The sequence below is a fragment of the Epibacterium sp. ABV4_022 genome, from assembly GCF_056159345.1.
On sequence record NZ_JBSWVA010000001.1, the window covers coordinates 3,184,239 to 3,196,904 of the forward strand.

General features: G+C 64.3%; 12 protein-coding genes. 4 read left to right on the forward strand and 8 right to left on the reverse strand.

The features are described from left to right. Positions 1–25 precede the first annotated feature (25 nt). From ACXAF5_RS15105 to ACXAF5_RS15140, 8 genes are all read right to left on the reverse strand, one after another. On the reverse strand, positions 26–817 hold the full coding sequence (locus ACXAF5_RS15105; RefSeq protein ID WP_474947221.1) for a transporter substrate-binding domain-containing protein: 792 nt from the start codon (positions 815–817) through the stop codon (positions 26–28). A 2-nt stretch (positions 818–819) separates the two neighbouring features. Next, a complete protein-coding gene (locus ACXAF5_RS15110) occupies positions 820–1,899 on the reverse strand; it encodes a HesA/MoeB/ThiF family protein (protein ID WP_474947222.1) in 1,080 nt (359 codons plus the stop codon). Further along, a complete protein-coding gene (gene dut / locus ACXAF5_RS15115) occupies positions 1,896–2,384 on the reverse strand; it encodes a dUTP diphosphatase (protein WP_474947223.1) in 489 nt (162 codons plus the stop codon). The genes ACXAF5_RS15110 and dut overlap by 4 nt, the downstream gene beginning before the upstream one ends. 128 nt (positions 2,385–2,512) lie before the next feature. After that, positions 2,513–5,017 (reverse strand): CheR family methyltransferase, encoded by a 2,505-nt coding sequence (locus ACXAF5_RS15120; RefSeq protein WP_474947224.1) that lies wholly within the window; start codon positions 5,015–5,017, stop codon positions 2,513–2,515. Between the two features lie 199 nt (positions 5,018–5,216). Further along, the gene (locus tag ACXAF5_RS15125; RefSeq protein WP_474947225.1) at positions 5,217–5,618 is read right to left on the reverse strand and encodes a hypothetical protein; all 402 of its coding nucleotides are present in this window, start codon (positions 5,616–5,618) and stop codon (positions 5,217–5,219) included. Positions 5,619–5,910: 292 nt separating this feature from the next. Then, positions 5,911–7,122 (reverse strand): bifunctional phosphopantothenoylcysteine decarboxylase/phosphopantothenate--cysteine ligase CoaBC, encoded by a 1,212-nt coding sequence (gene coaBC / locus ACXAF5_RS15130; protein ID WP_474947226.1) that lies wholly within the window; start codon positions 7,120–7,122, stop codon positions 5,911–5,913. Positions 7,123–7,256: 134 nt separating this feature from the next. Continuing rightward, positions 7,257–8,096 (reverse strand): ChaN family lipoprotein, encoded by an 840-nt coding sequence (locus ACXAF5_RS15135; RefSeq protein ID WP_474947227.1) that lies wholly within the window; start codon positions 8,094–8,096, stop codon positions 7,257–7,259. A 50-nt stretch (positions 8,097–8,146) separates the two neighbouring features. Next, entirely contained in the window at positions 8,147–9,025 is an 879-nt protein-coding gene (locus tag ACXAF5_RS15140) for an RNA polymerase factor sigma-32 (RefSeq protein WP_474947228.1), read from the reverse strand. A gap of 186 nt (positions 9,026–9,211) precedes the next feature. Here ACXAF5_RS15140 and cobU point away from each other — a divergent pair, with 186 nt between their 5' ends. The 4 genes from cobU to ACXAF5_RS15160 all read left to right on the forward strand — a co-directional run bounded on the left by cobU (position 9,212) and on the right by ACXAF5_RS15160 (position 12,664). After that, positions 9,212–9,730, forward strand: coding sequence for a bifunctional adenosylcobinamide kinase/adenosylcobinamide-phosphate guanylyltransferase (gene cobU / locus ACXAF5_RS15145; RefSeq protein WP_474947229.1), 519 nt, complete (start codon positions 9,212–9,214; stop codon positions 9,728–9,730). After that, positions 9,727–10,308 (forward strand): histidine phosphatase family protein, encoded by a 582-nt coding sequence (locus tag ACXAF5_RS15150; protein WP_474947230.1) that lies wholly within the window; start codon positions 9,727–9,729, stop codon positions 10,306–10,308. Before cobU ends, ACXAF5_RS15150 begins: the two co-directional genes overlap by 4 nt. A gap of 59 nt (positions 10,309–10,367) precedes the next feature. Next, positions 10,368–11,048: a glutathione S-transferase gene (locus tag ACXAF5_RS15155; protein ID WP_474947231.1), complete on the forward strand. Its 681-nt coding sequence runs from the start codon at positions 10,368–10,370 to the stop codon at positions 11,046–11,048. Positions 11,049–11,161: 113 nt separating this feature from the next. Beyond that, entirely contained in the window at positions 11,162–12,664 is a 1,503-nt protein-coding gene (locus tag ACXAF5_RS15160; RefSeq protein WP_474947232.1) for a YifB family Mg chelatase-like AAA ATPase, read from the forward strand. Positions 12,665–12,666: the final 2 nt, after the last annotated feature.

Here is a 12,666-nt window from a genome sequence, read left to right on the forward strand (position 1 = left end):
TATTGAGGTTCAAAGTATGGGGCGTTTATTGGCCCATCTTGTAGTCGAGGAACCATTTCTTGTTGAGCGCATCAAGCGTGCCATCGGCCTTCATTTCCGCCAGCGCCGCATTCACGGGCTCCACCAGATCGCTGCCCTTGGGGAAGATGAAGCCAAAATCCTCGGTGCCGAGCGGTTCGCCAATGATCTTCAGCGCGCCGTCCGACGCCGCAACCACACCTGCGGCCGCGGTGCTGTCGGACAAAGCCAGATCAACATCGCCCGTGCGCAGCGCCTGCAACGAAGCGCCGAAGGTCTCAAACAACTTGATGCGCGGGTTGGCCTCATCGCCATCCAGCACGTCATAGACGGTCACGTAAAAGGGCGTGGTGCCGGGCTGGGCCGCGGCCAGCAGATCCTGATCGGCGGCAAAGCCTGCCGCATCGGCAAACCGGTCCTCATCCCCCGCCACGATCATGCGCATCTGCGAGGTCAGGTAACTTTCGGAAAAATCGACCTTTTCCTTGCGGTCGTCGCGAATGGTAATGCCATTCATCGCCATATCGTACTGGCTGGCGGTGATCGCGGGGATCATCGCGTCCCAGCTGGTGTTTTCATACACCACCGTCATGTTCAGCCGGTCTGCGATCTCGGCCACCGCGTCATATTCCCAGCCGATCGCCTCAGCGCTGTTGGGGTCGATGAACTGCAACGGCGGATAGGTGTTCTCGCTTGCGACCACGACCTCGCGCCCGTCAAGATCCGGCAGATCGGCGGCAAATGCGCCAGTGGCAAAGACGGCCATCGCAAGGGCGGCCAAAGCAAAGGGGCGGGTCATGGTCAGTTTTCTCCTGTCGGGGCCGGGGTGCCGTTATTGGGTCCACAAATCGGACACTCGGCACGCGCCTTGAGCGCGATCCGGCGGGTTTCACCATAGAGACCATCGTAGATCAACATCTGCGAACGCAAGACCTCTCCGGCGCCGGTGATCTGTTTCACGGCCTCCACAGCCATCATTGTGCCCAAAACACCGGGCAACGGGCCGATCACGCCCGCTTCGGCGCAGCTTGGTGCAAGCCCTTCGGCGGGGGCTTCGGGGAAGATGCACTGATAGCACGGACCGCCCCGTGTCGGGTCGAAGACGGAAATCTGCCCTTCCCATTGCGACAGCGCACCGGAGATCAGCGGTTTCTGCTGCTCGACCGCGGTGCGGTTGGCGAGGTACCGGGTGGCGAAATTGTCGGTGCCGTCCAGGATCAGATCATAATCGGCAAACAGCTCTGCGGCGACGTCCTCGGTCAGGCGGCGCTGGTAGGGGCGCACGGTGACAAAGGGGTTCTGCGCTTCCATCGCGGCCTGGGCCGAAAACACCTTGGGCAGGCCGATGTCGCGATCCCGGTGGATCACCTGTCGTTGCAGGTTGGCGTTTTCAACCGTGTCATCATCCACCACACCAATGGTGCCGACGCCGGCGGCGGCCAGATATTGCAACACCGGCGCACCAAGCCCGCCGGCCCCGATCACCAGCACCCGGGCGTCCTTCAGCCGTTTCTGGCCCAGGCCGCCGACCTCACGCAGGACGATATGGCGGGCATAGCGATTGAGTTCGGCATCGGAGAAGGCAGGCGCATCGGGCCCGGCCTCGTCCGAATCCGACTGCGTCGGCGCAGCCCGCGAGCGCAACCGCCGCAACACCGCGGAATAGAGCGCAACCAGAACGCCCCCACCTGCCAGAAGCAGCCACAGGCTGGCAGAGCCTCCCGTCGCCTCTCTCAGCGGCGCGCCGTCAGGCAAGGTCAGCTGGATCGCCAGCACCGCACAGAACAGCACCCCCAGCAACGCCGCCCGCAGGCTGCGCTCCAGTCCGAACAAGCGCCCGCCCCACCAGATCAGCCCGGCCAGTCCAAAGACCAGGATCATGCGCCGCCCCCTGTGCCGGTGGAGCCAAAACCCCCCGCCCCGCGCTCGGTCGCATCAGAGAACGTGTCGACCACATCGAGGGCGGCATGCAGAACCGGCACAAACATCAGCTGGGCAATACGCTCTCCAGGCTCGATACGGATGGGATCGGCCCCGGACGGGTTTCGGTTCCAGGTGCTGATAAAGACCTGACCGGTATAATCCGCATCGATCAGCCCGACGCTGTTGCCCATCACCAGGCCTTTCTTGTGTCCCAGACCGGAGCGCGGCAGCACCAGGGCGGCACAGCTGGTGTCGCCCATGTAGAACGCCAACCCCGAGGGGACGAGCACCGCCGGCGCCTGCGGTTCAATCTCCATCGGGGCATCGATACAGGCAAACAGGTCGATCGCCGCCGCCCCTGAGGTCTGATACGCGGGCATGCCCCACTCGCGAATGCGCGGGTCAAGAATCTTCACTTCCACAGCAAAGGGCGCTGATGTCATGGGACTTTCCTCTTCGTCATCCGTCGCACCCGACGTGCAGCACGGGCGGGCGCGCTCCGGTTATGCCCCGGTTCGGGCCCGAATTGCCACATGACATATGCAATTGACACAGACCCGGGCGAGCCTGTTCACACGATGGTGACCGCAACGCCGATCAGACCCCGGCCATCTTTCTGATGAAACGGGGTAAAGGTCAGTTCATGACGCGCCCCCTGGAATTCCGCAGTCTCGACCAGCGCTGAGCGGGAGCGGAACACCCGGTTGATCCGGCTGGTGAGATCCGGCATCCCGGCGACGGCGGCGCATTGATTGATGTGAACCCCCGATTTTGGCAGGCTGTCCAGTTCGAACAAGCGCATCGCCTGGCGCGAGGCGTGGCGGACCTGCAAGGCCTGGTCCACCACGATCATCACAAAGGGGTTGGCACGCAGCACTGCCGCCAGTTCCGCGCTGAGGTGCTGGATCTCGGCAGAATTGACCTGGATTTCCTCGTTGACGGTGATCAGCTCCTCATTGGTGGACTGCAATTCCTCGTTCGAGCTCTCCAGTTCCTTGTTGGTGGATTGCAGTTCCTCGTTGGCGGCCTGCATTTCCTCGTTCACCGATTGCAATTCCTCGTTGGCGGTCTGCAACTCCTCGATGGTCTGTTGCAGCGCCTCGCGGGTGGAAACCACTTCGTCCTCGATCTGGCGGATGTATTGCTCTTGCTCGCCCGGCTCCAGGTTCTCCGGGGTGCTGGAGGGCGCCTGCCGAGGGCGCGTCTCCACCGCGATCAGGACGACGCCGCCGCCATCGCTTTCGCCGCCGGTCGTGATCGGGTAGCAGGTCAGTCGCACCTCTTCGTGCGCGCTGTCGGCCAGGCGGTGCCATTGGCCACGGCGCATCGCATTGCCGCGCAGGGACACATTGAGCAGGCTTGCGGCCTCACCGCGCAGCTGCGGCAGCAGGATTTTCAGGTCCACCTGCAACCCCGTGCTTTCGGTCAGGGCGGTCACAAAGGAAATATCGCCGATGACGCGCAGGATCGCACCCGTGCTGCTGGCCAGGAACCCGTTGGGAGCCAGGACCCGGATCAGGCTATCGAACTGTTGCGACGCAGCGTGATTGCGCGCCGTATCGGCAACACGCCGGGTCGGGTCCGGGGTGTGAAGGTCCTCGCCAACTGGCGGCGGCAGAAACGACTCAACCACGGGTTTGCGTGTCATCACCCGTTTGCGAAAGATCCGGTCTGAGGTCTGAGTGGCCTCGAACACATTGTCCATCGACCCGATGGTTTCTGCCGCGCCAAGAAACAGCAGCCCCTGGGGCGCGAGCGCATATCCCATCCGGGCCAGCACCTTGTCCTGCAACGCGCTGCTGAAATAAATCAGCAGGTTGCGCAAGCTGATGCAGTCGAGATTGGTGAACGGCGGATCCTGGATCACGTTGTGGCGCGAGAACAGCACAAAGGCGCGCAGGGATTTGCGGACCTCGACCGTCTCCGAGCGCACCAGGAAATACCGATCCACCAGGTCGTCCGGAATATCGCTGACGGCGGAAATCGGATAAGCGCCACGCCGCGCCACATCCAGCGCCTGTTGGTCGATATCGGTGGCAAAGACCTGCAACCGGCGCTGCGCAACCTTCTCGATGCCGCCCATCGCTTCGAGGATCAGAATCGCAACCGAATAGGCCTCTTCGCCGGTGGCGCATCCTGCGACCCAGACCCGAATGGTGCGCTGATCGCTGCGGTCCATCTTCTCCAGCATGTCGCGAAGACTTGCCTTCAGCGCGTCGAACTGCTGCGGGTCGCGAAAAAACCGCGTCACCGAGATCATCAGATCCTTGTAGAGCGCCTCAACCTCGGCCGGATCACCGCGGCAAAAATCGACATAGGCACCGTAGTCCGCAAACCCCAAGGCCAACATGCGCCGGGTGATACGCCGACTGATCGTGGAGGCCTTGTATTCGCGGAAATCCACCCCGGTGCGGGCCGACAGCACCTGGAGCAGGTCTGACAGCTTGTTCGGCTTTCCGTGCAGGTCGTGCAAGGCGCCCAGATCGCGTGGCCGGGACAGGATCTTGCCAAGGTGGGTTCCGATCTCGTCCGGGGACAGGGTCAGGTCAACGCAGCCGGTATGCAGGGCCGAGGATGGCATGCCGGCGTATTTCGAGCGCTCCGGGTCCTGCGCGATGGTGATCCCGCCTGCTTCACGGATGGCGCGCACCCCATAGCTGCCGTCGCTGCCGGTTCCCGACAGGATGATGGCGGCGCAGGCGTCGCCACACTGCTCTGCCATGGATTTGAACAACCGGTCCGCCAGCGGTTTCGGGCGGCCGGGCGGTCCCTCCGGCGCGCGCAGCCCGAGCAACCCCTGCTCGGTCACCACCACGTCATAGCCGGGCATGGCCACATAGATCGTGTCGGGCGCCGGGCGCAGGTCCAGATCGTCGGTCAGCTCCGCCACCGGCAGCTGCGTTTCGCGCGAGATCAGCGCGCTCAGCATGCTTGTATGTGTGGGCGACATGTGCTGCGCGATCACGAAGGTGGCGCCATGTCGATCCCCCAGCGCCTGAACAAGGTCCGACACAGCCTCCAGGCCACCGGCGGATGCTGCGATCCCCACGATAAATGGAATGCTGTGATCGCTCATACGGCCCGTTCCCATGGATGCGACTTGGACGGGCCCCCGCCCCGGTGCAAGCTTCGGTTGGCGTCAGGATAGCGGGCGGCGCACGGGTGGAACACCCATGACTGCCAGCGCATCCGGCCGCCGCCCTTTACCACGGCGGGGGGCAGGTGCAAATCACCGCCGGTCGATCCTGCGAAACGGGACAGGCCCGCGCGGACCGCTAGGCGTCTTGCATCAACTCGGCCAAGGCCCGGCGGATGTCCTCCTCATGCGCCGGTTTCTGCACCGCGATGCCGTGATCCGGCTGCACCGCGCCGCTTGCATCCTCGATCCCGTTGGTGAGCAACAGAACCGGCAGGCGCTGCGCATTTGCCAGGGCGACCGCCTCGGCACTGGGCAGACCGCGCAGATGCGCCGCAAGGATGCAGATGTCAAAGCTCTGCGCCTGCATCATCTGGCATGCATCGACTTCGCTTGTCGCCAGCTGCAGGGTTCCGACCCGGTGCAGCCGAAGCATGTCGCACAGGACCTGCCCGAGCATGACATCCTCCTCCAGCACCAGAACATTCATGTCCCGCCGCATCACGGCACCGCCGCGCGCTGAGACCCGAGACCGGGCCATTGAGGACAGCCCCCCGTTTGCGGGCAGACTGGCAGGGGCACACCTGCAACACCATGAGACATATTCACACCTGTTAACACAGCGCGTCGGGACACACGACGCGGACACACCTGGAACGACACAACAGCGCGCAACACGGCACCATTGCGCTCAATCTGTTCTGTTCTACTCACAAATTGGTAAACGCTGCCGATGACTTTCCGTAAAAAATTCCGTTTTCCGGATGTACAACGTGACCGGGGGCGTCCGGTTCAGTCCGCCCTACCCTGAAATCAAAGGCAATTTCACCGGGTCAAGTCACCGGCTTTGGCGCGGCCAGCGCGTCGGCGATTTCACGGGCGAGTTTTTCGGCCACCGCCTCCTTGGCCATGCGCGGCCAGGCCTCTGCCCCGGAATCGGAAATGACGGTCACGGAATTCTCCTGACCGCCCATGATTCCCGTGGCGGGTGAGACATCATTGGCCACAATCCAGTCGCACCCCTTGCGCAGTCGCTTGGCGGTGGCGTGTTCGATCACATCGTTGGTTTCCGCGGCAAATCCCACAACCAGCGCCGGGCGGCCTGTTTGCCGCTGGGCCACCCCTTTCAGGATGTCAGGGTTCTCGGCAAAGTCGAGCGTGGGCAGCCCGTCCTTGGATTTCTTCAGCTTGCGGTCCCCGGCAGAGGTGACGCGCCAATCGGCCACGGCCGCCGCAAACACGGCAGCATCCGCCGGCAACGCCGCATCCACGGCCGCAGCCATCTCACGTGCGGTTTCCACCGGCACCACCTCCACCCCTTCCGGCGGGGGCACCGTTGCAGGGCCGGTGACAAACACGACCTCCGCCCCCAACGCCCGCAGAGCACGGGCCACCGCCGTGCCCTGCGCGCCAGAAGAACGGTTGGCAATGTAGCGCACCGGATCGATCGGTTCATGGGTCGGGCCGGAGGTGACGACGATCCGCTTGCCCGCGAGCGGCCCCGTATCGAAATGCGCGGCAATCGCGCGCAAGATCTCATCGGGTTCTGCCAGCCGCCCCGGGCCGAATTCGCCACAGGCCATGCCGCCTTCATCCGGCCCGACGACCTGCACGCCGTCCTCCATCAGTTGCGCCAGATTGCGCCGGGTGGCCGGGTGCTGCCACATCCGCACATTCATCGCGGGCGCCAGCAGGATCGGCGTATCGGTCGCCAGAAGCAACGTCGAAGCCAGATCATTGGCGTGGCCCTGTGCCATTTTCGCCATCAGATCCGCGGTTGCCGGCGCCACCACCAGAAGATCGGCGCTGCGCGACAGCTGGATATGCCCCATCTCGGCCTCTGCGGTCAGGTCGAACAGATCCCTGTGCACCGCGGTACCGGCCAGAGCGGAGACCGACAGTGGTGTCACGAACTCCTCTCCCGCACGGGTCAACACCGGGGTCACCCGCGCGCCTTTGTCCTGCAGCCGACGGATCAGCTCCAGCGTTTTATAGGCCGCAATGCCGCCGCCGATAATCAACAGAATATGTTTACCTGACAACATGATGTGCCCTCGCGCAGCCCGATGCCCTTCACCCTACTGTGCCCGTGGAGGAGAGGAAACCGGTTTCCTGTCTCCGGGACAGGCCCGCGCCGCCGGTCCTGGAACAGAGGGTCGGCCCCGGTCCGTCACATGGGTCAGTCGAAGGCCGCGCAGGGGTCCGGGCGTTCGACCGGCGGGGCGGAGACAACCGCATCGAAGTCCCCTTGGACCCGACCGGCCTCGGCCTGACCCAGGGTAAACACCGCCACCGCGTCAGACGCCCTGTGCAGATAGACCGGTACCCCGCGATCGCGACGCGCATGGCCATTGCCTGTGATCACCACCACCGGTCCCCCGGTCTCAGTCAGTGCCGCCAGCGCGGCCCGGGCAAGGGTGGCATCCCGCAAACATTGAATATCAACCATTGCGGGCAGCAGATGTTCTGGCAGCGCATTGCAATGGGCCGCCTGCTGGTCGGCCTCGCGTTCGGCCTGTTCTGGCGCGGCAAGGGGCATATCCAGACCAAAGCGACCGGCATCGGCCCCAAAGAAGCTGGCCACGCCTTCGCGCATCGCCGTCCGCGCGTCGGCACGCGGCACCGCCGCGCCCCAGTGACGCGCCGCGCGGGCAGCTTCAAAAACCGGTCTGTACAGGGAAAACTCGGGCCACCCGGACTGTTGCCAGGCCAGCACCTGCGGCAGGTCATCCGCCGCTTGCAGCACCTCTGGCGTCAAACGCGCCGCCTGCTGCTGCGTCAGCATTTCCCATACCACCGCCGCAGGGGCGATCCCGGAAATCAGGGCAGCCTGCGCCCTGTGGTGGTCCGGGTTGTCATGCACCTCGCCCAGAATGACGATGTCGGCCTGCATTGCGCGCCGCAATAGATCCGGGGAAACCTCCGATTGCGCCATCGCAGGGCCGAAAAAAAACAGAACCCAAAACCCGATCCAGCCTGCCAGTGTCAGCTGTGTCAGGGCTTTCAGGTGCCCGGCCATTGCGAGCGCCGGGCCCGACAGGCCAGCTCTGCGTGTTCCAGTCGTCTTCCTCATAAGAGGAAGTTCTGCACCTCGCGGGACTGACCTTCAAGCGTCTTGCGCATTTTCACAAAGGCTGCCGCCTCCAGCTGCCGCACCCGTTCCTTGGACAGGCCCAGTTCGGTGCCGAGGCTTTCCAGCGTGCGGGGATCTTCGCGCAGCTTGCGTTCGCGCACGATAAAGCGCTCCCGCTCGTTGAGCCCATTGAGCGCCGTCACCAGCCAGTTGCGCAGCTTGCGCGTGTCATGATCGGCCTCGACCAGCTCTGCCGCTTGCTCGCGGTCGTCCTCCAGCGCGTCGATCCACTCCCGCCCGTCCTCATCGGCGGACTGCACGGCATTGAGCGAGAAATCCGCCCCGGCCAGGCGGCCATCCATCATTTCAACATCGCGCAGCGGCACGCCGATTTCCTCGGCGATCATCTGGTGCAGCTTGTGCCGGTCCAGCTCGACCCCTTCGCTCTCTGCGGCGCGTTCCAGCTGCGCCTGAACCCGGCGCATGTTGAAGAACAGGGATTTCTGCGCCGAGGTGGAGCCGGTGCGCACCATCGACCAGTTGCGCATCACGTAATCCTGGATCGACGCCTTGATCCACCACACCGCGTAGGTCGAAAATCGCACGCCGCGGTCCGGATCGAATTTCTCCGCTGCCTTCATCAGCCCCAGGCCCGCTTCCTGGATCAGGTCGTTCATGGGCGCACCGTAGCGACGGAACTTCGAGGCCATCGACACCGCGAGCCGCATATACGCCGTGATCAGGCGATGCAGCGCCTGCACATCCTGCTGGTCCCGCCACGCATAGGCGAGCGCCAACTCGGTTTCAGCATCCAGAAGCTCGGCTTTCATCGCCCGCTTCGGGAGGGGGTTTTCGGTGGTCTCGTCCAGTGCCATTTTAAACTCCCTGTTCTAAGAACTACGTTGACAACGCGTGAGGGCCGGCTTTGGTTCAAAAATAGTCTAGCTGACTGTCGAAAGTGATTGGGGCATTGAAGGGTTCGGCAGCAGCGCCGTATTGTCTTGCCGGTTGCGAGACCTGTCGCAACGCGAAGCACACTTACAACTTTGAGGGTACCCATCTTGTCGGGCAGAGTCACAGTTATTCTCGGCGGCGCCGCATCCGGAAAATCCGCGTTCGCCGAGCAAGCCTGTGTGAACACAGGAAAAAACCGGATCTACTGGGCAACATCACAAATACTTGACCCCGAGATGCAACAGAAGGTCGCCCGCCATCTGACCCAGAGAGGCGGGGGCTGGACCACGATCGAAGAACCTTTTGATGCCAGCCGGGTGATGCCGCGTGTGCAGGCAGAGGATGTCCTGCTGATGGATTGCGCAACAATGTGGCTGACCAATCACCTGCTGGCCGAGCATGATCTGGAGCAGGAAACCGAGGCGCTGCTGGCGGCCATCGCCGACTGCCCTGCCGAGGTCGTGATGGTCAGCAATGAAACCGGGCTAGGCATCGTACCGGAGAACGCCCTCGCCCGCCGCTTCCGCGAGGCCCAGGGGCGATTGAACATCGCCCTGGCCGAACAGGCGGAGCGCGTCGTCCTGGTTGCGGCAGGGTTGCCTCTGGTGCTGAAGGGGGCGCTGTGATCACACGATTTCACATGGTCCGCCACGGGCCGACCCACGCAAAATGCATGGTGGGCTGGTCCGACCTGCCTGCCGACCTGTCGGATACCGCAGCGCTTGCACGTTTGTCGGAGAGCCTGCCCGCGGATGCGGTTGTGGTCTCCTCCGACCTGCGCCGCGCAGTCACCACGGCGGATGCCATTCAGGGCCCCCGCCGCCGGTTGCCACATGCCCGAGACCTGCGCGAGATGCACTTCGGTGACTGGGAGCAGCAACGCTGGTCAGAGGTTGATGCGCACTCCCCGGACCACATCCGCGCCTTCTGGGAACAGCCCGGTGACATTGCGCCGCCCAATGGTGAAAGCTGGAACACCCTGTTGCAGCGCGTGTCTGACCGGATCGATGTGCTGTGTCGGACCCATCGCGGCCAGGACATCATCGTCGTGGGTCACTTTGGCCAGATCCTGTGTCAGGTGCAACGCGCCGCCGGCCTGACAGCCTCCGAAGCCTTTGCGCATAAGATCGACAATCTCTCCGTCACCCGGATCGACCACACTCCGGCGGGGTGGCAACTGAGGGCGATAAATCAAATTTTGTGATACGTTGTCGCGCAAATATTCGTTTTACTGATGCGCCGTGTGCCCCGTAGGATCACGCCATGACATACACACTCTACATCGGTGATCGCATGTATTCCAGTTGGTCTTTGCGCGGCTGGCTCATGCTCGAAAAGTTCTCTCTGCCGCACGCGGTGCGCATGGTGGGACTGTATTCCGGAACCATGGCACAGGACATGGCCGCGCTTGCGCCCGCGCGGCTGGTGCCGACCCTGACCCTGCCCGACGGCACCGTGGTCGGCGAAACCCTGGCGATGGCCGAAACCCTGGCCGAGCGGCACCCGGACGCGGGCCTGTGGCCCCGGGAGGCCGCACATCGGGCCACCGCGCGCTGGCTCTGTGCCGAGATGGTCGCGGGGTTCACCGCCCTGCGCAGCGATTGCTCGATGCAGCTCAGCCATATCTGGCAGGGGTTTCAGCCCTCGGACGCGGTGCTGGCGGATTTGCGGCGGATCGAGACGCTATTTGCCCACGCGCGTGAGATCTCCGGTCACGCCAGCGGCCCGCTGTTTGGCACCTACAGCCTGGCGGATGTGTTCTATACTCCCGTGGCGGCGCGGATCATCGGCTATGATCTGCCAGTCTCGGCCGAAACCCGCGCCTATTGTGTCGAACTGCTGCGCGATCCGGCTGTGCTGTCCTGGCAAGAGGCCGCACGCGAGGTGACCTATGATCCGGAGCCCTACCAGCTGGACCTGGACCGCAGGCCGTGGGTGCTCTGAACCGGGCCGCGCACGATTTCGCGGTGGCTTCACGGCCCCTTTAACCAATCAGTAACCACGATTTCCAATGCTGCTCCCTGAGCACCTCATTCGGGGTGTCTCTGGGGGCAGCTATGATTTCACGCGCTCAAACTGTTGCATTTCAGGGGGTTGAGGCCTGCCCGGTCGAGGTCCAATGCGCTGTCGCACCGGGACTTCCGGCCTTTTCCATCGTCGGCCTGCCGGACAAGGCGGTGAGCGAGGCGCGCGACCGGGTGCGCTCGGCGCTGGCGGTGATGTCCATCGCCCTGCCCTCCAAACGGATCACCATCAACCTGTCACCTGCGGACCTGCCCAAGGAGGGCAGCCATTTTGACCTGCCGATCGCCGTGGCCCTGCTGGCGGCGCTGGAAATCCTGCCTCCCGAAGCGGCCAATGAAACCCTGTCTTTGGGCGAGTTGTCGCTGGACGGCACCCTGGTCGCAATCACCGGCGCCCTGCCCGCCGCGCTGGCGGCTGCGGAACAGGATCGGCTCCTGCTCTGCCCCAGGGGCTCCAGCGCCGAAGCCGCCTGGGTGGAGGCCACAACCGTGATCGGGGCCGCGTCCCTGTCGGATGTGATCCGCCATTTCACCGGCCAGAGCGTCATCACACCCGCACAGCCCGGCGAGGTGATCGACGGTCCTCCGGACAAGGATCTCTCGGATGTCAAAGGCCAGCAGGTCGCGCGCCGGGCGCTGGAGATCGCCGCCGCCGGACGGCACCACCTGTTGATGAGCGGCCCGCCGGGGGCCGGGAAATCCATGCTGGCCGCCCGCCTGCCGTCGATCCTGCCGCCGCTCACCCCGCAGGAGGCGCTGGAGACGTCGATGATCCACTCCATCTGTGGCCTGATCGAGGCCGGAGGCGTCAGCCGTGCCCGCCCCTATCGCGCGCCGCATCACACTGCCTCGATGGCGGCCATCGTCGGCGGCGGGCGGCGGGCCCAACCGGGCGAAATCAGCCTTGCGCACAATGGCGTCTTGTTTCTGGACGAGCTGCCCGAATTTGCCCGCGCGGTTCTGGAAACCCTGCGCCAACCGCTGGAAACCGGCGATGTGATGGTAGCCCGCGCCAATGCGCATGTGCGCTATCCGAGCCGTTTCATGCTGGTGGCGGCCGCCAATCCCTGCCGCTGCGGCTACATGACCGATCCCGCCCGCGCCTGCCCGCGCGCCCCGGCCTGCGGCGCTGATTACATGGGGCGCATCTCCGGCCCGCTGATGGACAGGTTCGATCTGCGGATCGAGGTGGAGCCCGTGGCCTTTGCCGATCTGGAGCGCAGCCGCCCCGGAGAAAGCTCTGCCACCGTCGCAGATCGCGTCGCGCAGGCCCGTGCCATTCAGGCCGACCGCTACGCGGGATGCGACGGGGCCACGGTGAATGCCGATGCAGAAGGGCGAATACTGGAAGAGATCGCCCGTCTGGACGCTGACAGCCGCGCCCTGATGATGCAGGCCTCCGAGCGCTTTGGCCTCAGCGCACGCGGCTATCACCGGGTGTTGCGGGTGGCGCGCACCATTGCCGATCTCGATGCCACGCCCGACATCGCGCGCGATCACGTCGCCGAGGCGCTGTCCTACCGGTTGCCGCACTAACC

What these genes read in the sequence shown, in the direction of transcription:
- ACXAF5_RS15110 (WP_474947222.1), bottom strand. Translation starts at nt 1,899, where the DNA reads ATGATCCTGGTCTTTGGACTGGCCGGGCTGATCTGGTGGGGCGGGCGC.
- ACXAF5_RS15105 (WP_474947221.1), bottom strand. Translation starts at nt 817, where the DNA reads ATGACCCGCCCCTTTGCTTTGGCCGCCCTTGCGATGGCCGTCTTTGCC.
- ACXAF5_RS15140 (WP_474947228.1), bottom strand. Translation starts at nt 9,025, where the DNA reads ATGGCACTGGACGAGACCACCGAAAACCCCCTCCCGAAGCGGGCGATG.
- dut (WP_474947223.1), bottom strand. Translation starts at nt 2,384, where the DNA reads ATGACATCAGCGCCCTTTGCTGTGGAAGTGAAGATTCTTGACCCGCGC.
- coaBC (WP_474947226.1), bottom strand. Translation starts at nt 7,122, where the DNA reads ATGTTGTCAGGTAAACATATTCTGTTGATTATCGGCGGCGGCATTGCG.
- ACXAF5_RS15155 (WP_474947231.1), top strand. Translation starts at nt 10,368, where the DNA reads ATGACATACACACTCTACATCGGTGATCGCATGTATTCCAGTTGGTCT.
- ACXAF5_RS15135 (WP_474947227.1), bottom strand. Translation starts at nt 8,096, where the DNA reads ATGGCCGGGCACCTGAAAGCCCTGACACAGCTGACACTGGCAGGCTGG.
- ACXAF5_RS15120 (WP_474947224.1), bottom strand. Translation starts at nt 5,017, where the DNA reads ATGAGCGATCACAGCATTCCATTTATCGTGGGGATCGCAGCATCCGCC.
- ACXAF5_RS15160 (WP_474947232.1), top strand. Translation starts at nt 11,162, where the DNA reads ATGATTTCACGCGCTCAAACTGTTGCATTTCAGGGGGTTGAGGCCTGC.
- ACXAF5_RS15125 (WP_474947225.1), bottom strand. Translation starts at nt 5,618, where the DNA reads ATGGCCCGGTCTCGGGTCTCAGCGCGCGGCGGTGCCGTGATGCGGCGG.